The sequence below is a fragment of the Acetobacterium sp. genome (genome assembly GCF_039830195.1).
Lineage (GTDB): Bacteria > Bacillota > Clostridia > Eubacteriales > Eubacteriaceae > Acetobacterium.
In genome coordinates, this window is the sequence record NZ_JBDODG010000017.1 from 1 (window position 1) to 20,119 (window position 20,119).

The window sequence follows — 20,119 nt, forward strand, 5'->3', positions numbered from 1 at the left end:
TTCGATCCGTTTTATTGTGATTAAACCAGTCCGAAATAATGTGAAAATTTACACTGCATCTTCATGTAAACATTGGGAAAAAAGGATCGTACCGTTTCTGCCGGATCCTCTTGTGCCGCCACTATTTCAGGCTGCTGGATTTCGATATGGGTTGTCTGGGATCTTTTTATTTGTTGAAGTTCATCTTTAGCATTTTTTAAATCAGTAGCTAACTTAACTTGTTTACCAAACAACATTTCTTTTTCCATCTGGCTCTCCAGATTTTTGATTGTAGCTACCAGCTGTTCCAATTCTTCATTTTTTCCTGATTGTTCGACTTTTACGATCGGTTCGTCGGTCTGTTTGTGGTTACTGTCAACCTTGGCAGGAAGGGGTTTTCCGGCAATCTGCATAAAAAAGTTTTCATAGACCTGATCCAAATTTCCACCGTCAATTTTCAACATCAAATCTTCGGCAATCATCCAGTTTGTTTGGTAATAGTTTTGGCAATTGAACTGCCCGGTTTGTAGATTGAGCGACTGATGATCACAGCACCAGACCTGGCCCCATTCTTCATATCGGACAATAAAAACAGCATATTGATCAATTTCCCTGTTTACAATTTCAAGGATGTTATGGCTGATGGCCTGACGGTTTAAAACAATCTCGACGATTGCTATTTCAGTAACATGTTTCCCTTCTGGGGTGGTTGTCGTTTCTGAAGATAGGGTGTTGATCCAGATAATGCTTCCGATTTCATCAATGAAAGTCTTTTTAGATATGCAATCGTCATTTAAATATTTATAAAATAGCTCTTTGGGCATTCGTTTGTATACACTAGTGGTTTCTGGTAAATCAATCATGGCATCTCCTTCTCAAATTTCTTATCTACTGATATTAATATACCGGCATGTTGTTTTGCTACTTATGTAATCGACTAACTCGATAAAATAGTTAGAATTTTTTGTAGCTTTCACGAATTAATGCCCAAGAAGTACTTCATATGTATATTTATCTAAGCTTCAATGCCTCATACTTACCCTTAGTTTTTCTTTAGTTAGATGTTGCGTTAATATTTAAAGGATTCAGACTATTGGATTTGAATTTCTTTTGATTAAGCTGGAAAATTATTGGTATAAACGTAATAAAGACTGTTTAATTGGAGGCTAAAGCTATGAAGAATCTGCGCACAATATTCCTTTTCATCGTTCCCTGTCTTTTTTGTTACCTATTCTCACCACCTGTCTTTTCCCAATCAAATGATCTTGGAATCTATACCAAAGAGATACTCATTCTTGAATCTTATCAGCGTGATTATTACCATACCCGGGTTCTGGAAGAAGGTATCGAAGCTGTTTTATCCGAATCAGGCGAAAAGGTTCGCATCCGCTATGAATTTCTTGATGCCAAAAACAGTCTCGATGCCGACGCCTTCCAGACATTGGCCGAGACCATGACTCAAAAATACAAGGATGTCGCGCTAGATGGGGTAATTATCTGTGACGACGATGCTCTACAATTTTATAGTCGTTTTGGTAAAACAATCTGGCCGAATACTATTAATGTCGTCAGCACTGGCATCAATTCTCTACGTCCCTACGTTCAGGGGATCCCGGGAATGGTCATCATCGAAGAGCGGCCTGATGTGGAAAAAAATATTGCATTAGCGTTAGAGCAAAATCAATCCAAAGATATTAAAACGTTGCATTTTATTTATGACGAAACCACCACCAGCAACGAAATGCGGTCTGACATCATCGCAATGCTTGCTGAAAAATACCCAAATTATGTAAGTCAACACTATTATGATAAAACCCCTGAAGAGCTCAAAGCGATCATTGATAACAGCGGCGAAAGTGATCTGTTTTTCTATGTGTTGTATTCCCGGGACCGATACAATGTCACTTATCATTACGATGAGGTTCCCCAATACATCTTAAAAAATGCTAAAAACCCGGTGTATGCCCTGTGGGACTTTTATCTAGGCACCGGGGTAGTAGGAGGATATGTGGCTTCTTCCTATAAGTATGGCGAAAGTGCAGCCAATACCCTGCTTGATCTCTGGGCGGGAAAATCCGTTTCATCCCTGATCTACGAGGATGGTTCCCACTATCAGTATATGTTTGACTACAATGTCCTCAAAGTCTACCAGTTGAGTAATATTCCGGAAGGCTCCACGATTATCAATGAACCGGTCACATACTTTGAAAAAAACAAAAACCTGATCATCCTATTCTCGGCGATCACCGGCGTACTGATGATGATTATCGGTCTCCTTCTTTATGCCATTCGCGAAAAAAACATTCTCAACCAGAAAACCATTGAAATTGCAGATTTGAATCAGGAGATTGTCGATACCCAGAAAGTCCTGATTACAAAATTAGGGGCCGTGATCGAAACCCGCTCCTTTGAAACCGCTAATCATGTCAAACGGGTGGCTAGAGTATCCGCATTTTTGGCCAAAGAATATGGGCTTTCCGAAAGAGATATCGCCATCCTTACGGCTGTTTCCCCGATGCATGATGTCGGAAAAATCGGTATCGGGGAAAATATCCTCCATAAGCCGGGACGGCTCTCAGAGCAGGAGTTTGAGATTATGAAATATCACACCAGTATCGGCTATGAAATCTTGAAAAATCCAGAACGGGAAATGCTGCGTTATGCATCGCTAGTTGCTCTGGAGCATCATGAAAAGTGGGGCGGTGGTGGCTATCCCAGCGGTAAATCAGGAGAAGATATCCATGTTTTTGCCAGAATTACAGCCATTGCGGATGTCTATGATGCTCTGCGCAGCATCCGGGTTTATAAAGACGCCTGGTCCCAGGAAGCTGCAGTTGCTTATTTGCTTGAAGAAGAAGGGAAGTTTTTTGAACCCAGACTGGTGAATATTTTCGTGGCCAATATTGATCAAATTGAGACCATTCGCAGTGCGGCTTATGAAGATGAACTCAATGATTTCAGCCAAATCTACCAATATTTAAAAGAAAAAATGGATGAATAGTTCCGCCGCTGCCATTATTCTGGATAACCTGAAAGCCAATGATTTTGCCGCCCGTTACGGCGGTGAGGAGTTTGCTGTTATTTTTACCGAAAAATCTCCGGAAGCTTGTCTTGAAATTCTGGAAAAAATTCGTTTGGATCTTGAAACCGCCGTTTTTGATTCCATGCCAGATGAGATCGTAACAATGAGCATCGGTTTTACCCCGTTCACTCCGGAGATGAGTAAAACTGACTTGTTTGAAGCTGCGGATATCAGTCTGTATACAGCCAAAGAAAATGGTCGTAACCAGATTCAATGCGCATCCTGATCCCGGCTGCATATCTTTTTTCTATTAAATGTGGTTCCCCTGAACGCTCTTCCAACAAAATGCCAGAAACAGCTTGTTTCTGGTTTTTTTATCCAAAAATCATCTCCATCCTGAAGCTCAAACAACCACAAAAAAAGACTAATGCCGATTCCACGCTTTTACCTGTAGAATCGGCCTAGTCCAAAATCTCTGTTGTCATCCGTTTGGATTCCTCCTATGATTTTTTATCAAAGCTCCTTTTTCACTTTTTAATGTAAATGTCACCAACTTCTTTTGTTTTACTTTTAAGATTCGATTTGTTTTATACTCACTGGATCATTATTTACTGGATTCTTTACTTGATATTTTTGATTTAAGAACTTTTTCTCGTTTCCAATTTTTAATTGGACATGGCTTGCAGAAACCGTGAGAACTTTTCTTTTTTCATTTATACTTTTCATTTATCGTTCATTTAATTCTTTGTGAGGTTACCCTTTCATCTTAATTTCAGATAACTTGATTTTACTCAAATTATTTGGCCTTTAATTTAAGTGATTTAATCGGCGTCAATTTTAGGTTGATCTTGATTATTTCGTTTATCTTATTGGCAAGTTGGTTCTTATTTACTTTTAAATGATCAATGATCTTTGATTAATTGTATTATAACACCTTTTGGAAATAAGTAAATAGATTTTTTGTAAACGTTTATATAAAATTTGTATAGTAATCTTAAATGCTTTGTAATTGCCTTTGTACGGCCGTTTGCTGATTCCTGAAACTTACTTAAGATCTTCATGAATCGACAGGACTGGACATGGTGCTTCGGCAATCACCCGCTGGGTTACTGATCCCGTAAAAAATCGTTTTAACTTTGACATTCCTCTGTTGCCCATCACAATTAAATCAAATGCTTCGCTCCGGGCCAGATCTAAAATTTCTATCGATGGTTCTCCCGTCACAACTGTTTTTTCCAAATCGATTCCAGAAAAATCAAATGCGGAGGCGATATCATCTAGAAATTCAGCGGCACTTTCTTCCAGTTTCGATACTATTTCAGGTTCCACCCCGACCGATATGATAGAGCCATCAACCTGGTGCCAGAAATTCTGATTTCTACCATACCCCGAAATATGACTCTCCTCAACAACCGTAAGTAAAGTCATAGAAAAATCATTTCTTTTTGCAATCTCAATAGCTTTTTTAAGTGCATTGATCGATGCCTTGGAACCATCGATGGGTACCAGTAATTTCATAGTCGTATCCTCCGTTTTTAGATAATTTTTCCTCTTATTGATAGATTGTGTTTAGATTTTTTCAGTACCTGTCAGGTGTTACTTGTTATACCCATTTTAATCAGACTGAAACGGACTTGATTCGACAACTGCACTTATATAAAAAAGCGATATGATCCTGATAATCATACCGCTTTTTTTGATTGCTTCTTTATTTTATATTTAACTTTTATAAACTCATTCGAATATCTTGATCTTTAATTCATCCGCACTGGCAGGATCCAAATGATCAATAATATTTAAATTCTCCAAAGCAATTTTTCTGGTGAATAAATATCGCACCCGTTCTTCAAATGCTGCCGGAAAAGCTTCAGCCAAGTTGAGGTCCCGGGCAATGGCCCGACTTCGGCCCTTGCCGTTATTGTAACAAAGTACCCATTTATCTTGGGTAATGCTCAGTACATCGGCGGTACTGTTTGGTCCGGGGGTGAGATAGGAAGTCATTGCCTGTTGTGCTTTTTCGGTAGAATCGCCACAACCGACAGTTAGAAAGACACACTCCGGCTGATCCCCCAAAGCATCAACAAAGGCTTCTTTTGTGCCGTTTAAAAGCAGTAACAGTTCAGTTCCAATTTGGTCGTTTGTTTCAAAACAGCCCAAGCTTTTTTTTGCGTTTAAAATATCAAAGCACTCTTCTTTTAAATCCTTAACCAGTTTGCCGTTTTCTGCAAAGAGAAACTGGGAATAGTTATAAAAATCACCGGTGATGCCGGATCCGAATTCATAGGCAACAATCTGTTGTTTCTTTTCGTCATATTTACAGCCAAATCGTCTCCGATGCTGATCGCCCTTGGCGGTCGCCTTGGTTTTTAATCCGTTGGCTTCAATATAATATCCCTTATTCTTCTTGTTGTTATAGAGATTTTTGCGATACCCGGATTTGTAGGCTTGCCAGGAATACTTGCACTCAATGAGAACCATGCGGTGCTTACCGTTCTGTTTTTCCTTTGAAATGGCCACCATATCCATTCTGCCTAGTGGGGTTGCCTCGGGTGAGTAGTTCAGATCTACACAGTACCAGTCCGACTCCATGCTGGCGTTATTATTGCAAGCAATAATTCCCTGGTATTTCTGTCCCAGTGGTCCGGCTTTTGCTTCAATGGGAGCACTTTCAACTAAAGCATTCTCTACATTTTCTTTGAATTCTGGATAGGATTCAACAAACGCCTGAACAAATTCCGGATCAAATGGAAAGATCATGGTATCTGATTTTTGGGTAAATTTCAGGCCGCAAAAAGCGGTCCGGTCAATAAAGAACTTGCTGATTTTAACAATGCATTTCTGGTCTTCTGCATAGACCAGCTCCATCATGTTTTTTCCCCAGTAATAAATGATAATGCTCTCATCCCGAACGCCTAAAAATAATTCTTTGTTTTCAATGACCCTATTTTTTAAAAAGGCTTCCAATTCTGGAACCTTCAAAAGATTTTCTACGTTTCCTCTTGACAAATAAATTTCCTCCGATATTTTTTTAGTATGACATAATTGCATTGAATGGTCCATGAGTTTTCAACAATAATTCAATGCTGTCTCGACGGATTATAAATTTTACAATTAACTTTTATTATAACTTTTATTTTTAAAGCTGGCAACAATTATTAATTTTAACGCTTCATCTTTATTTGCTTTTATTAATCAAAAAAGACTAAGGCCGATTTTACATTTTCATCTGTAAAACCGGCCTAGTCTAAAATCTCTGTTGTCATCCGTTTGGACTCCTTCTATTGATTTTATCAAAAATCTTCTTTTTCACTTTTCTTCACAAACTTCGCCAACTTTTTGGAATCATCTTACTCTTTAGTTTGGATTTGTTTTAACTCGTTCCAATCATTCAGAAATCTTTTCGTCATCATCTTCACCGAATGGTTTTTCTTGATACCCAATGATCTTTGACTATTTCTGTTTGATGTGGTTGAGGTTTCTTCCGTACTTCATTTCGGAGCAATCTGTTTTCTCATTCAAATTTTTCCCACTGCCTTTAAAATAACTCAATTTGCCTTTGGTTAATTTTTACATCAACTCTGGTAAATCTTAATTTTATTGGTGAGTCGTACGTTTGTTTGCTATAGAAAAAGATTAAGTTGATTTTTGACTCGATTACAGTATATCACTTTATTCGCATAAGTAAATAGATAAGGTGTAAATGTTTGTATATCTTTTGCGTACGTTCACGTCAGCTTTGTAAAACTAGTCACAGATCGATTAATAAACACCACTGTTTTGAGCTTGTCTCAGCAAAACAGTGGTGCAATTAAAATAGCTTCACGCTACCCATCCAAATCGCGTTTAATTTAGGAATTTTTCAAGATAATACTGGAAATAATATCTGCTGCATCCTCAAAAGAGTCACAACTTTCTTCGAAATAATCATAAATACGGATAAAGGCAATGGTTTCGATATGATCCCGTTTGTCCACAAAAAGTTGCTTCACAGACTGAACATACAGGTCATCCCCTTCGTTCTCCAGCCGATTAATAGCGATGATCGCTTCATTTAAAGCTTTTGGTTTCTTAAAGGATTTTAATTCCTTGACGGCATCATGCAGACAGGTCGCACTTTTTTCGATCAAATCCATAAATTTAATCATTTCCGGGGTGATTTTTTCAATCTGGAACATATCGATGTATTTTAAAATATCTTCAATCAGATCAATAATGGTGTCCAGGGCACAGGCCAGATTGATGATATCTTCCCGTTCAATGGGGGGCAGAAAATCACTGTACATAAATTCCATCATCTCATACTTGAGATTATCTGCTGTCCGTTCCACTTCATGGAGTTTGACTAGCTTCTTTTCTAAACTTTTAAGATCGTAATCCTGTAGGGTTTCGTTGAGCATATGGGATGCTTTAACGATCAAATTAGAAACAGCGATAAATTCTTTGTAATAGTTATACCCTTTTGTTTTAACTTTTTTTGACATAATGTCTCCCTTTTAGATATTGTTTATTTAGAATATTTGCATGAAAACCCAGGCCATGATAAATCCGACCAGGCCGCATCCCGGGAATGTAAGCACCCAGGCTAAAATCATTTCCCCGACCGTTGACCAGTTAACCGAGGAAAACCGTTTGGCTGCACCAACTCCCATGATCGCAGTTGTTTTGGTATGGGTGGTGCTGACAGGCAATCCAAAAACTGATGAGATCATCAGACAAATTGCAGCTGCCAGATCTGCACTGAACCCCTGGAAGGATTCCAGCTTAACCATGTCCATACCAACGGTTTTGATAATTTTCATACCGCCAATGGAAGTTCCCAGTGCCATCACCAGTGAGCAGAGTATCATCATCCAAACCGGAATGACAAAATTCGTAGCATCACTATTTCCCTGAGCCAGAAAAATTCCCAACATAAAAATTCCCATGAACTTTTGTCCATCCTGAGCTCCATGCATAAAAGCCATAGCCGCGCCAGCCCCAATCTGACCTTTTTTAAAAAAAGCATTGGTCTGTTGCCGTGACATGCTCTTGCAGATCTGCATGACAATTCTAACAACCAGAAAACCCAGTCCGAACCCTAAAAGTGTTGATGTTCCTAAACCATAAACAACCTTTATCCAGGCCTGTCCGTTAATCCCACTGATACCGCCCTGCAGGGCAATGGCAGCACCAGAGATGCCCGCAATTAAAGCATGGCTTTCACTGGTTGGAATCCCGAAATACCAGGCGGCGGTAGCCCAGAGCACGATTGCAAAAAGGGCCGCACACAGCGCGATGAGGGCATCGTCTGAACCACTGAAATTAACCATATTTGCTACAGTTTGCGCCACTGTCGCATTGACGGCTGTCATAACGAATACACCGAGGAAATTGAAGACGGCGGCCATAACAATTGCTTTTCTGGGTTCCATCGATCGTGTGGACACACAGGTGGCAATAGCATTTGGCGCGTCGGTCCATCCGTTTACCAAAATTACCCCAAGGGTTAATACTACAATGATGAGCAGCGCTGGATTGCCGGCGATGCTACTGATAAAATCCGATAAAGTGATTGTCATTTTGTTAAGAATACCCCTTTTCTCTCTACACACTCAAAATTTTTCTTTCGAATGTCATACTGGTGTTTTTTTGCCGTACTCATTCTACACCATAAGTTCCCTAAATAGAACTCATTTAACAAAAATTTAACATATTTTTAATATGGCACTCCTTTAAAAACATTACTTATCTATAATTTAATACAAAATTGTGACTAGCAATAGATTTTTATGTGATTGTTCTACGATTTTTGCATTTTTTTATATAAATCAAGTTAATCATTGCAAATTTTATAATAAAGGTGTAAAATTTACGTAACGAATTGTATCTGAAAAAAATTATTTCAATGTAGATTTAAGCTGATTTTTATTGAACAATTAATCTTAACGAATTTATCATAACTTTAAACCGAAATACAGGAGGATACTGGAAATGAAATTTTATCGAGGGACTTTTATTTGTTTTGTTTTGATTCTAGTCCTGGGAATTTACCCGGCTGCAGTACTGGCAGAAGAAATTAGTGATAGCGAGACAGTGGTGACTGCCATCGACGCCCAACCATTTGTGGAAACAAAGGAGATGCTCCCCGGTGATGTGGCACCCGACCCGGGTTGGCCTGATGAAGCGTATCAAACTGATACCATGAATACTTCGTCGGTTTTCTCACCCCGACTCACCGCCCCCAGCTCAGATAATGATTATTATTTTGCAAAAAATATTTTCTATCTGGGTGGCTATGGCATGCCTAACTGCACCGCCTACGCGTGGGGACGAGCTTATGAGATCCTGGGTAGTAAACCCAATTTAAGCAACGGAAATGCTAATGAGTTTTGGGGTTATAACCTGAACAGCGGTGCCTATTCTTATGGCAGTACCCCTAAGGTTGGCGCGATTCTCTGCTGGGACGGCAGTTCCTGCGGCCACGTTGCAGTGGTCGAAAAAATTGAAGGCAACAAGGTCACTGTGTCGGAGTCTTCCTGGAGTGGTTCGTACTTCTACACCACTACCTTCACGGCCGGTTCTGAAAACTCTGTCTCTGTCGGCGGTTTCCAGGGATACATCTATATTGGTGACTTTGGTCCCGAACCAACTCGGGACACTACCCCACCAACTCTTACCAATGCACAAATTACCGACATCAATGATGAAGGTTTTACCGTTACCTGTCAGGTTTCAGACGCCGATTCTGGTATTGCATCGGTACTAATTCCCACCTGGACTGAAGCAAACGGCCAGGACGATATTGTCTGGCATCAGGCAAATATTAGCGGTAATACTGCCTCCTACCGGGTTTTGTACAGCCAGCATCGCAATGAACAGGGCATCTATGCCGTTCATGTTTATGCCTACGACGGTGCCGGAAATACGGCCTGTACAGCTTTGAGCGTATCAGCCCAGAAGAGTATTTCCTGTTCTTATCAAACCCATGTCCAGGATTACGGCTGGCAGCGCTGGAAAATGAACGGTGAGCTTAGTGGTACCTCAGGAGAATCCAAACGCCTGGAAGCCATTGAAATTCAGGTCGACAACAAGGGCTATGATCTGGGTATTGAATACCGCACCCATATCCAGAATATCGGCTGGCAGGAGTGGAAACACAACGGTGAAATCAGCGGTACCTCCAATCAGGGGCTTCGTCTGGAAGCCATTGAAGTCCGTTTGACAGGCGCTGATGCTTACCGCTATGATGTGTACTATCGGGTTCATGCCGAAAATATCGGCTGGCTGGACTGGGCTAAAAATGGCGGTAGCTCAGGTACCGAAGGTTTCGGCTACCGCCTGGAAGCAATCGAAGTAATGGTCGTTCCGGCTGGCTCCCCAGCCCCCGGATCTACCATGCGAGCTTTTCAAAGCAATAATTAATCTTAACCCAAAAACACCGTTCAGGTGTTTTTTTTTATGTGAAAAAGCGCCTGCATCCGTATCTAAAATCGTCCTTGACTCTCCCCGTGGAGGAGGATTTATACTTCAAATTGAAACAAGAAATGATTGGAGGAAAAAATGGAAAACTGTATTGAAGTAACAAATCTAACCAAGTCTTATGGTAACCGGTTGGCCGTGAGTAATTTAAACCTGACAGTAAAAAAAGGTGAAATATTTGGTCTCCTGGGACCAAACGGCGCTGGTAAATCAACCACTATCGACTGCATCCTGGGACTGAAGTCATTTGAAAACGGGACGGTTCGGGTGCTGGGCATGGATCCGGTCAGGGAAAGAAAGCGACTTTTTGAACGGGTCGGGGTGCAACTGCAATCATCCAGTTATCAGGGTAACATCCGGGTGGGTGAAGTCTGCGAAGAAATCGCTGCCCTTTATCACGCACCAGCTGATTACCATGACTTGCTGATTCAGTTTAAATTGGATCAATACCATCGGCAATCCGTCACAAACCTCTCCGGCGGTGAAAAACAGAAGCTGTCAGTGTTGCTGGCATTGATCCCGCAACCCGAGGTACTCTTTCTGGATGAGCTCACCACCGGTCTGGACACCGAGGCCAGACGGGAAGTCTGGCAGGTTTTGACTGATTTAAAAAATAAAGGGCTGACACTGTTTCTTACTTCCCATTACATGGATGAGGTGGAAATGCTTTGTGACCGGGTCTGCATTATTAATCGCGGACATGCCCTGGTAACCAATACCGTACCACAGTTAATTGAAAATAGCCCGTATCAGCGTCTTGAAGAAGCCTATCTCTGGGTCATGAAGGAGGAAATCGCCATATGAAAAAGTTTTTTACCTTACTAAAAATCGAAGGTTTGCTGTCGTTGCGCTCTATTGACAGCATCTTTTTCGGAGTCAGCATGCCGGTGGGTATACTCATCTTAATCGGACTCATTGCCGGACAAAACCCGGCTACCACCACTGCCGGTTATACACTTCTCGAAAGTTCCTTTGGTGCCCTGATCACGGTGGGAATCTGTGCCACTGCTTTTATGGGTATCCCTTTGACTATTGCCGACTATCGGGACAAGAAAATTCTCAAACATTTTTTTGTGACACCGGTGAGCCCAACTATGTTATTATGGGTTCATGCCGTCATAAACATGCTGCTGTCCGCGGTTTCGGCGCTGGCCATTTACCTTGTCGCTCAAACCTTCTTCGGTTATGAAATGTCGGGTTCCAAACTGGCGTTTATCGGTTCTTATTTCCTGGTTATGGTTTCGATGTACAGTTTAGGCCTGCTCATCGCCAGTTTTTGCCGAACCGTTAAAACAGCCAACGTGGTTTGCAGTATTGTTTATTTTCCGATGCTTTTTTTATCTGGTGCCACTATTCCCTTTGAAATTTTTCCAAAACCTCTTCAGACCGTAGCCGGTATTCTTCCGCTTACCCAGGGTATTAAACTTCTAAAGTCTGTCAGTCTGGGGTTGGAAACAAGTCTGTTGATTCCTCTGGTTGTTTTAATAGCAGCCCTGATTCTAGGAATTATTTTATCGATGCGGTTATTCCGCTGGGAATAAGAAAGGAGAGACAATGAACGAAACCTACCAATGTGAACGAGTCGAAACCGCTTATTATAAGATCGGTCTATTTTCAAAAATGAATCGGGTCACCATTAAAGCACTGCGACATTATGACGAAATCGGTCTACTACCACCGGCGTTTATCGAAGAATTTACCGGATACCGTTATTATTCATCGGCACAACTCCCGATCCTCCACCAGATTCTGGCACTGCGCGAAATGGGATTCACCCTGGACGAAATAAAACAGGTCCAGGGCGGGATCCCTGAGCAAGAATTACTTCAAAAAAAGAAACTGGAGATCATGAAAAAAATTGCGACGGAAACCCTTCGCCTGGCCCAGATTGAATCTTATCTTACGCAAAAAGATGGAGACAGCAACGAATACCACATCATTCTTAAAGATCTTCCCCAGGTTATTGTGGCATCGATGCGGACGGTTATTCCTGGATACGACGCCCTGTTTGACGTTGTTCCACCGATGGGGGCAGAAATGGAGCGGTTGGGTTGCGTCTGTGCGGTACCAGAATACTGTTTTAATATCTATCACGACGGCGAATACCGGGAAACCGATGTGGACGTGGAAATCTGCGAAGCGGTCACTGAAAAAAAAGCGGATACGGAAATGTTGACATTCAAAACCATTGACCGCGTCGAATATGCCGCCTGTGTCCTTCACAAAGGTCCCTATGAGGGTTTCCCCAAAGCATATAACGCAGTCCTTAAATGGGTTGAAAACAATGGCTATGAAATCATTGACAATCCCCGGGAATCTTACATCGATGGTATCTGGAACCAGGATTCTGCTGAGGATTGGTTGACCGAAATCCAGTTTCCAGTCAAGAAAGTCGATTGATTGTTACCACAGCGATTATTAAAGAAAACATGATAGAATATTAAGATTAGATAGTTTTTATTAAATCACCCGATTGGAGTTGCAAAAATGAAGAAAGACCTTATTCTATCAAAACAGTTGGCCCTTCTTGAAAAACAGGAACAAAAGTTTTTAAATCAAACAGAAAGTCCGTTTATAAAGTCCAATTTTACCCCCATGGCCAATAAAATCCAGGCTAAAATCCCTGATAAACTGCATTCAACACTAGATGCGGCCTTCTATGTGGGTTTTCATTTGGTATTTGAAAAAGGTAGTTCGCTGATCGAAAAAACATACAATAAAGAAAAAATTGACGTGACATATGATTTAAATAATTACGCCATTGAAAAATACATGACTAAAAAACACCTGAAAACGTTGGATAAGTCGTCAAAACATTCCAAAACCATCAATGAATCCATTGCCGCCATAGAAGGCGGTGTTCTGGGTTTGTTGGGGATTGGACTGCCGGATATCCCCCTGTTTCTTGGGGTAATCGTCAAAACTATTAATGAAATCGCTTTGTCTTACGGCTTTCAATATAACACTGACGAAGAAAAAGCATACCTGCTTTATTTGATCTGCGCCGCCATGTCAAAAGAAGACCAGCGCCAAGCCTATGATCTAAAAACTGAGCGCTTAGGTCAGGACATTGATGCCCATACCCCAACCAACATTGATCTAGATGCTTTTATGAAGGAGACCTCCGACCTGCTATCCAATACCCTGCTGACTGCCAAATTTATCCAGGGACTGCCTCTTGTCGGCGTCATCGGTGGGGTGATTAATCCCGTTATGATTAATAAAATCGGCAAATACGCCCGGATTAAGTATAAGAAGCGATATTTACTGAGCAAAATACAAACATTTACCGTAAATCAGCCGTGACTACCTGACAAAGTTCAAAATCCAAAATAAAAGTAGCATGCCCAACCATAAAAACAGAAAAATGAACTTGATCGTGGTTGACCAGGAACAAACCGTCGCCAACAACATATTTTGCTGCGGATAGTTGTTGATTAATACTATCAGCAATGTGTTTTCGAGGATATCACACAATGCCCGGGCGCTGGCCAAGAAGATCAGGATATTTCGTTGCACCGGATCTGCAGTAATCCGAAATGACAGAGCCAGCATTACAATCAGAAAACAGGCGATGAAACAGTAATCCAACAGTAAATAGTGTTTGTACGCCTTTTGTCCCTCCGCCCCAATTTGGCCAAAGACCTGATACACGGTGTTGGCATCGTACCGCAAACGCATGTCCAGCAGACCAAAACCGGGGTCGTATTGCTTAATGCCCCGTGCTCCCAGATTGGTAAATTCCATCAGGATCAGACTTGCAAAAAAGCCGATTGTTCCCAAAACTGTTACCCAAATATTCATCCTTTTTCCTCCATCTTGACATTGCGCCCTTTAATCACTAGAATAAAGTATACCGTCGTTATACATTAGAGTATACTGCCAGTATACTCTAATGTCAACAGAAAGGAAAATTTTATGGAACCTTTATCTATCCGCAACCAGGAGAAACAAAAAAAAGAGGCCTTCATTATCGATTCGGCTGATCGTTTATTTTCGCTGTCCGGCTACGAAGCGACCACCATGAATGACCTGGCCCAAGCGACAAATCTGACAAAACGGACGCTTTATAAATATTTTGCAAGCAAGGATGATCTTTTCTTTGCCGTTATTTTGAACGGCTATCAGAAACTCTGGCAGAAGATCAGTTGTCAATGCGAGAATGGCCATACCGGGCTGGAAAAGCTGGAACTTTCCTGTACGGCTTTTTATGCTTTCTATACGAGCGAACCGGGGGTGTTTTCCTTGATGGGTAAAATCGGACAAGTCCGATCCCAAAATGCCGGTATTGATCTTCCTCATCAAGAAAGATTCTATGCCCACAATAAAGTTATGTTCGCAGCGATCAACCAGATTTTTGTAATGGGCAAAGCGGATGGCAGTTTGCGAGACGATATTGACGCCCCACAATTAATGGGTTCTTTCATCTTTACCCTAACGGGGTTTTTCTATATGTTCTCTCTTTCCGGTCAATCATATTTGAAATTCCTGGATGTGAAAGAAAATGATTTTATCAAAACAACCCTGTCATTATTAATTGATACGGTCAAAAAATAGCACCGATCCTTTACACAATCGGCTCAAAAAAGACCAGTCCCGACAAAAACCCAATGGGTTCTGTCGGGACTGGTCTTTTTATGTCATTATTATTGGAGTGCAAATAATTTAGATGTTAAATTGTTTTATATGAATTTTTTAAGTGAGTCGGGTGAGTTCAGCGAGTTGATGTTAGAACATTTCCTTGCTGAGTCGATCAATAACCTTGGTTGTTTCTTCATAAACACCTGGGAATGAACTGAAATTCAAGCCTTGGGTCAGGTTCGGAATGAAATATAATTTACCACATTCATCGCAGGCTTTTTTAGTATATTCAGCCACGATTTCTGGTGTCCAGCCGGGGAAATCAACAACACCGCTGTCGATCGCTCCCATGAATGTCATTTGTTTGCCATATTTTTCAATCAGTTCTGGGACATTATTGGTTGTCATAACGCCCTGCCAGATATCAATGCCCATGTCGATCATAAACGGAACCAGGTTAACCCCATAAGAATCGCTATGGTGAACAATCAGTTCAACGCCATTTTCTTTGTAGAAACCGTAGATTTTTTTATAGGCTGGCAAAAAGAATTCTTCAAACATTTCTGGTGAAACAAAAGACGAACGTTGGCTACCCCAGTCATCATGATGGAAAATACAATCTGGATGAATTCGGTTGATCAATTCTTTGGCATAAGCCAGTTCATAGTCAACCAGATAGTCGATCAGGTCATGCATGTCTTCCGGTTCTTCATAAAGAGCCATCAGCGCGTCTTCCATGCTCATCAGATGATGGGTCATTTCAAAAACGCCGGGAGCCACAAAAGCAGTTACAAATTCTTCGTTACGATCAACCGCATTGGCGTGAGCAACGGCGGCTACCCAGGCTTCGTCTGATGTAGCAACGGCTGGTGCTTTAACCTGATTTTTCCAGTCGGTGATATCTTTTAATACCTTATGTTCCTCATCATGCACCGGGAATCCACCCAGTTGGTCCGCTGGCCAGCTAAAAGTTATACCCCAGCCATTCTTAATTGTCTGACCAGGTCCAGCCATTTCTCCCAGGGGTGCTTCCATAATCAGATTCATGAACTCATATTGATTTACAAAACGATCCGGGTTACCACCCTTGATGGTTTCTATTAAATTCTGTCTTTTTGTTAACATTCACGGTCTCCTTTGAATTTAGATATTTAAAAAATCAGGTTATTGAATTATTTAATTATGCGACTAATTCTTTGGCTTTAACAGCGGCACTACCAGCATCTGGAGCAAATCCATCAGCGCCGATTTCGGCAGCGTATTCTGGTGTCACAGGGGCACCACCAACGATGACTTTAACATCCAGTCCGCTTGCTTTAATGGTTTGAACCGCTTCTTTCAGGGCTGGCATGGTTGTCGTTAACAGACCAGAACAGGCTACCAAGGTGACATTTTCGTTTTCTTTGATGGCTTCGACAAACTTTTCAGCCGGAACATCAACACCCAGGTCAACCATCGTAAATCCAGCACTTTCGATCATCATCGAAACCAGGTTTTTACCGATATCATGTAAATCGCCGGCAACCGTTCCGATAATACAGGTGCCTAAAGATGCAGAAGTATCTCCAGCCATCAATGGTCGTAAAACGTCAACGCCTTTTGACATCGCTTTTGCAGCGATCAGCATTTCAGGGACAAAGATTTCTCCGGAAGAGAATTTCTCGCCAACAACACCCATCGAGTCAACCATCGCTTGCAGAATTTCACCTGGTGCGTTGCCTTCGTCTAATGCTTCCTGAACTAATCCGGGAATCAGTTTTGTTTTACCAATTTCTACTTTTGCTTTAACTTCTTGAATTTTTGACATGTCTTTTCTCCTGTTCAATATTTATTTTGAGTATTTTTAACATCTGACAACTGGCTGTGTGCACCGGTTGTCAAAATAGGTTGTACAGTTTAGTGATTTTTGGTTATAAACAACTGGCTAGACTATTTTTTCTGACCGAAAATCCCTTCCCGGTAAGCGCCAATATATTCCATACAGTAGTCGTCTTCACCCAGTAACGCTTCCGTGGCAAAGATGATGCCCATTAAGTCGCCGTTGGTTGGGTCGAGAATGGCACTGTCCAGACCAGCGTTCATGGCCAGGACGGTAAAGCCCATATTGACCATTTTTCGGGCCGGCAGGTTAAAGGAAATATTGCTGACCGCGCCGGTAACATGGATGGTGGGATATTGTTCTTTAATGCTGCGGATCACTTCGACGACCATAGCAATCCCATCTTCAGACGTACAAAGCATTTCTACCAATGGATCAATGTGCATTCTTGATGGATCGATGCCATATTCTTTGACCTTGGCCATTAAATCGGCAAATACATCGAGACGGTCTTTGGCGGTTTTAGGAATCCCTTTGTCACTGTTTAACAGCGCTACGCATTCCCATTTTGTATCGGCAATGGCTTTAAATGCCGCGTCGATCTTATCGCCTTCTAACGATACGGAGTTAAATAAACCGGGTTTGTTACAGTATTTCATCGATTCGATACAGGTATAAACATTGGGGCTGTCCACCGCAATGGGGGTTTCGGTAACTTCCTGAACCAGATCGATCAACCATTTCATGGTTTCCAGTTCAATGTCGTCATCAACTGAAGCACAGACATCAATGTAATCCACGCCGGCTTCGGTTTGAATCCTGGCCAGATTTTTAATAAATTCGCCATCTTTGGCGGCGATTGCTTTCGCGGTGGAAGGAATCGCACCGTTAATTTTTTCTCCGATAATAATCATTTTATTCTTGCCTCCTAGTAATTCTTTATTTACTCAGTACTTAAACTGATTGCAAACTATTTGCAATCAGTTATTTTTACGAAACTTTATTTCTCAACTTATTACGAAAATGCCGGGAGCTGTCCTGCATCGGTCGTTTGTACGTGTATAGTATAGCACCGGTGTAAAGGAACGTCAATCATTTTTTTAAACGTATTTAATATTTTACAAATTCATTGTCAATCCGCTTAATTAAGCAATTAATCCATACAGACAGCGAATACATTTGTTCGTATTTAATATATTTACAACTCGTTTTCTCAGGTTTCTTATTTACATTCTTTTGCTTTCATACTTAACAAAAAAAAGTGTGGGCGACCCACACTTTTTTTGTTTATTTGATATGAATCAACACATAAAAGTCACCATTATACAACGTCTCTGACCCTGATTTTTCGATGGCTAAAAACATTGGAACCAGTGAAATGACGGCCTTGTCATTTTCCTGAGTAAAAGTGGCTTCATCGGCATTGATAAAATCTTTGCTAATCTGATAATTACCGCCCTGAGAGGTATCAAAATAATCAAAGACGTCTTTCATATTGATCTGCATCAACACCTGACCGGTTGCATCGGTGAGCAGTAGCGCCCCAGCAACCCCAGTTTTTGCTCGGGACAGGGTATAGCTTTTTCCAGTTGACTCAAAGTCGCAGATTAGTGGATCCATCTTTTCTTCCAACATGTAGAAATTCGCCACTACAAAGGTCTCGTAGTCGGAAATATCAAGGGGTGACTGTTGGTTCAAATTAAGATAAACCGAATCCTGTCCGTAGGGATTTTCTTCGTAACGATAAAAACCAAAGGTATTATAAAAATCCTCGTAGACATCAAAATCTTCTCCCAGATAAGGAATTTCTCTGGTGTATTCCATCATGGCCAGGTAATTGACGGTATCGGAGATGATCTTTTTATCCACCTCAGATAACAATGCATTAGGACTGATCATGTTATTTTCCAGCATCTTGTTCTCAACCAAAGTATCGGTCAGTCGCCCCACCTGACTAGCCCGACTGATCGTGAAGGCATCTACCGGCGGTATGATGGAAAACAGCGAAAAACCAATTAGCAGGGCAGCTATGAGACCATTCTTACGAACCGGCATAAAACTCATCAGAATGCCAGAAACAGCGGCAAAGATGCCAAAGAGAATCACGTAATAACGGCCGTGGGTCATTCCGGTTTCCTGAATTCGTAATACCGAAGCGACAATCTGAAATAAAACGATAGGCACCAGGACTTTGGGAAAAATCTTCCGGAACCATTCAGCAAATTTGTTTACCAGATTGCTGGCCAAGATGTAAAGCAGAATAACGGCGATGGCAAAACCTACCAGCATCGGTTCTAAACGGTTATCGGTCCAGAAATTTCCGGTGATATTTCTGGCAATATAAATAATCAATATCACCGTATATACTGACAAAAGCGGAATGATAATATAGGAAATCAGTACCTCCAGAAATTTCGGACAGAGACAGGATCGCTCCACCTTTTCCCGGTTATGCTCCAAATTTTCTGGCGACCGGTTTTTATCCGATGCGCCGGGATAAATGGGAATCAGCGAGAGCAAGTAAATCGGCGCAAACAGTATTCCCACAATATTTAAGGTATGCAGGTAAGACTTTTCTGGTACTCTGAACAGCAGCAAATCAATGGCGGCAAGGATCAGGGTGACCCCCAAAAAGATGACTCCTGAAAAAAGCAAAGAATTAAAGAACGACTTAAAGCAAGCCATAAAACTGCCATTGAAACTGACCTCGCTTTTGATAACCGGCACCCAGATATAGGCAATCAGCAAGGCAAACAGCGCCACCGCTGTCCGTATCCAGGTTTCCATTCTGGTGCTGGTGTATTGTCTGACAATCAGAAAATAGCCAAGAGTCAGTACCAGACCCAGACCCATCGCCGTCATTCGATAGGAAAGCTTGTTAAAAAATCGTTCCCAGCCAGCCTGGAGAGCAAACCCCAGAAATGCCCCGACCAGAAAGGTCAATAGATATTTGGTATAATCCACATCCTGCTCAATGGCCATGGCATTTACCACCGCGGCCGCCGCCAGAAAAACAACGGTGAGCGGATAGCGGGATAGCGCCTCAACCAGATTGCTGAGTTTTTCCCGGATCTTATCTAATAGTTTCATTTTTACTCCTTTCTTACAATTCAATTTTTCTGCTACACAACACTATATTAATAACTACATACCCTTTACCGCCAGATATAAATGAAATCTATCGAACAACTTTTATCAAATCCGGATGTAATATCTAAAATTCATTGTCTCTCGTCATTTTTAGTTGATAAAATAAAAAC

General features: G+C 41.4%; 18 protein-coding genes. 8 read left to right on the forward strand and 10 right to left on the reverse strand.

The features are described from left to right. Positions 1–20: 20 nt before the first annotated feature. Entirely contained in the window at positions 21–842 is an 822-nt protein-coding gene (locus ABGU93_RS06190; RefSeq protein ID WP_347412608.1) for a DUF4391 domain-containing protein, read from the reverse strand. A 311-nt stretch (positions 843–1,153) separates the two neighbouring features. Here ABGU93_RS06190 and ABGU93_RS06195 point away from each other — a divergent pair, with 311 nt between their 5' ends. Both ABGU93_RS06195 and ABGU93_RS06200 read left to right on the forward strand, forming a co-directional pair. Further along, positions 1,154–2,980: an HD domain-containing phosphohydrolase gene (locus ABGU93_RS06195; protein ID WP_347412609.1), complete on the forward strand. Its 1,827-nt coding sequence runs from the start codon at positions 1,154–1,156 to the stop codon at positions 2,978–2,980. Then, a complete protein-coding gene (locus tag ABGU93_RS06200; RefSeq protein WP_347412610.1) occupies positions 2,973–3,287 on the forward strand; it encodes a GGDEF domain-containing protein in 315 nt (104 codons plus the stop codon). Before ABGU93_RS06195 ends, ABGU93_RS06200 begins: the two co-directional genes overlap by 8 nt. A 758-nt stretch (positions 3,288–4,045) precedes the next feature. Here ABGU93_RS06200 and ABGU93_RS06205 read toward each other — a convergent pair. The 4 genes from ABGU93_RS06205 to ABGU93_RS06220 form a co-directional block, all read right to left on the reverse strand. After that, on the reverse strand, positions 4,046–4,519 hold the full coding sequence (locus ABGU93_RS06205) for a universal stress protein (protein ID WP_347412611.1): 474 nt from the start codon (positions 4,517–4,519) through the stop codon (positions 4,046–4,048). A 216-nt stretch (positions 4,520–4,735) separates the two neighbouring features. Next, a complete protein-coding gene (locus tag ABGU93_RS06210) occupies positions 4,736–6,007 on the reverse strand; it encodes a hypothetical protein (protein WP_347412612.1) in 1,272 nt (423 codons plus the stop codon). Between the two features lie 842 nt (positions 6,008–6,849). After that, positions 6,850–7,482 (reverse strand): DUF47 family protein, encoded by a 633-nt coding sequence (locus ABGU93_RS06215; RefSeq protein WP_347412613.1) that lies wholly within the window; start codon positions 7,480–7,482, stop codon positions 6,850–6,852. Positions 7,483–7,509: 27 nt separating this feature from the next. After that, positions 7,510–8,559: an inorganic phosphate transporter gene (locus ABGU93_RS06220; protein ID WP_347412614.1), complete on the reverse strand. Its 1,050-nt coding sequence runs from the start codon at positions 8,557–8,559 to the stop codon at positions 7,510–7,512. Between the two features lie 412 nt (positions 8,560–8,971). Here ABGU93_RS06220 and ABGU93_RS06225 point away from each other — a divergent pair, with 412 nt between their 5' ends. The 5 genes from ABGU93_RS06225 (at position 8,972) to ABGU93_RS06245 (ending at position 13,765) form a co-directional block, all read left to right on the forward strand. Beyond that, on the forward strand, positions 8,972–10,402 hold the full coding sequence (locus tag ABGU93_RS06225; RefSeq protein ID WP_347412615.1) for a GBS Bsp-like repeat-containing protein: 1,431 nt from the start codon (positions 8,972–8,974) through the stop codon (positions 10,400–10,402). Positions 10,403–10,540: 138 nt separating this feature from the next. Then, a complete protein-coding gene (locus ABGU93_RS06230) occupies positions 10,541–11,263 on the forward strand; it encodes an ABC transporter ATP-binding protein (protein ID WP_347412616.1) in 723 nt (240 codons plus the stop codon). Continuing rightward, positions 11,260–12,000 carry an ABC transporter permease gene (locus tag ABGU93_RS06235; protein ID WP_347412617.1) on the forward strand — a complete coding sequence of 247 codons (741 nt, stop codon included), beginning with the start codon at positions 11,260–11,262 and terminating at the stop codon, positions 11,998–12,000. The genes ABGU93_RS06230 and ABGU93_RS06235 overlap by 4 nt, the downstream gene beginning before the upstream one ends. Before the next feature lie 13 nt (positions 12,001–12,013). After that, entirely contained in the window at positions 12,014–12,859 is an 846-nt protein-coding gene (locus ABGU93_RS06240) for a MerR family transcriptional regulator (protein ID WP_347412618.1), read from the forward strand. Between the two features lie 87 nt (positions 12,860–12,946). Beyond that, a complete protein-coding gene (locus tag ABGU93_RS06245; RefSeq protein WP_347412619.1) occupies positions 12,947–13,765 on the forward strand; it encodes an EcsC family protein in 819 nt (272 codons plus the stop codon). On the opposite strand, the gene ABGU93_RS06250 is transcribed toward ABGU93_RS06245, so the two are convergent. Next, a complete protein-coding gene (locus tag ABGU93_RS06250; protein WP_347412620.1) occupies positions 13,766–14,263 on the reverse strand; it encodes a hypothetical protein in 498 nt (165 codons plus the stop codon). A 114-nt stretch (positions 14,264–14,377) separates the two neighbouring features. Between ABGU93_RS06250 and ABGU93_RS06255 the strand changes: the two genes are divergently transcribed. After that, entirely contained in the window at positions 14,378–15,016 is a 639-nt protein-coding gene (locus ABGU93_RS06255) for a TetR/AcrR family transcriptional regulator (protein WP_347412621.1), read from the forward strand. A gap of 171 nt (positions 15,017–15,187) precedes the next feature. Here the strand turns inward: ABGU93_RS06255 and ABGU93_RS06260 are convergent, their stop codons facing one another. From ABGU93_RS06260 to ABGU93_RS06275, 4 genes are all read right to left on the reverse strand, one after another. Then, complete coding sequence (locus ABGU93_RS06260; protein ID WP_347412622.1) at positions 15,188–16,165, reverse strand: uroporphyrinogen decarboxylase family protein; 978 nt, start codon at positions 16,163–16,165, stop codon at positions 15,188–15,190. A 55-nt stretch (positions 16,166–16,220) separates the two neighbouring features. After that, positions 16,221–16,847, reverse strand: coding sequence for a corrinoid protein (locus ABGU93_RS06265; protein ID WP_347412623.1), 627 nt, complete (start codon positions 16,845–16,847; stop codon positions 16,221–16,223). 122 nt (positions 16,848–16,969) lie between these two features. Further along, positions 16,970–17,773, reverse strand: coding sequence for a methyltetrahydrofolate cobalamin methyltransferase (locus tag ABGU93_RS06270; protein WP_347412624.1), 804 nt, complete (start codon positions 17,771–17,773; stop codon positions 16,970–16,972). A gap of 373 nt (positions 17,774–18,146) precedes the next feature. Continuing rightward, entirely contained in the window at positions 18,147–19,949 is a 1,803-nt protein-coding gene (locus ABGU93_RS06275) for a DUF4153 domain-containing protein (protein ID WP_347412625.1), read from the reverse strand. Positions 19,950–20,119 lie beyond the last annotated feature (170 nt).

Excerpts from the sequence above, each read along its gene's own strand:
- ABGU93_RS06190 (WP_347412608.1), bottom strand. The coding sequence starts at position 842 with ATGATTGATTTACCAGAAACCACTAGTGTATACAAACGAATGCCCAAA.
- ABGU93_RS06195 (WP_347412609.1), top strand. The coding sequence starts at position 1,154 with ATGAAGAATCTGCGCACAATATTCCTTTTCATCGTTCCCTGTCTTTTT.
- ABGU93_RS06200 (WP_347412610.1), top strand. The coding sequence starts at position 2,973 with ATGAATAGTTCCGCCGCTGCCATTATTCTGGATAACCTGAAAGCCAAT.
- ABGU93_RS06205 (WP_347412611.1), bottom strand. The coding sequence starts at position 4,519 with ATGAAATTACTGGTACCCATCGATGGTTCCAAGGCATCGATCAATGCA.
- ABGU93_RS06215 (WP_347412613.1), bottom strand. The coding sequence starts at position 7,482 with ATGTCAAAAAAAGTTAAAACAAAAGGGTATAACTATTACAAAGAATTT.
- ABGU93_RS06220 (WP_347412614.1), bottom strand. The coding sequence starts at position 8,559 with ATGACAATCACTTTATCGGATTTTATCAGTAGCATCGCCGGCAATCCA.
- ABGU93_RS06225 (WP_347412615.1), top strand. The coding sequence starts at position 8,972 with ATGAAATTTTATCGAGGGACTTTTATTTGTTTTGTTTTGATTCTAGTC.
- ABGU93_RS06230 (WP_347412616.1), top strand. The coding sequence starts at position 10,541 with ATGGAAAACTGTATTGAAGTAACAAATCTAACCAAGTCTTATGGTAAC.
- ABGU93_RS06235 (WP_347412617.1), top strand. The coding sequence starts at position 11,260 with ATGAAAAAGTTTTTTACCTTACTAAAAATCGAAGGTTTGCTGTCGTTG.
- ABGU93_RS06240 (WP_347412618.1), top strand. The coding sequence starts at position 12,014 with ATGAACGAAACCTACCAATGTGAACGAGTCGAAACCGCTTATTATAAG.
- ABGU93_RS06245 (WP_347412619.1), top strand. The coding sequence starts at position 12,947 with ATGAAGAAAGACCTTATTCTATCAAAACAGTTGGCCCTTCTTGAAAAA.
- ABGU93_RS06250 (WP_347412620.1), bottom strand. The coding sequence starts at position 14,263 with ATGAATATTTGGGTAACAGTTTTGGGAACAATCGGCTTTTTTGCAAGT.
- ABGU93_RS06255 (WP_347412621.1), top strand. The coding sequence starts at position 14,378 with ATGGAACCTTTATCTATCCGCAACCAGGAGAAACAAAAAAAAGAGGCC.
- ABGU93_RS06260 (WP_347412622.1), bottom strand. The coding sequence starts at position 16,165 with ATGTTAACAAAAAGACAGAATTTAATAGAAACCATCAAGGGTGGTAAC.
- ABGU93_RS06265 (WP_347412623.1), bottom strand. The coding sequence starts at position 16,847 with ATGTCAAAAATTCAAGAAGTTAAAGCAAAAGTAGAAATTGGTAAAACA.
- ABGU93_RS06270 (WP_347412624.1), bottom strand. The coding sequence starts at position 17,773 with ATGATTATTATCGGAGAAAAAATTAACGGTGCGATTCCTTCCACCGCG.
- ABGU93_RS06275 (WP_347412625.1), bottom strand. The coding sequence starts at position 19,949 with ATGAAACTATTAGATAAGATCCGGGAAAAACTCAGCAATCTGGTTGAG.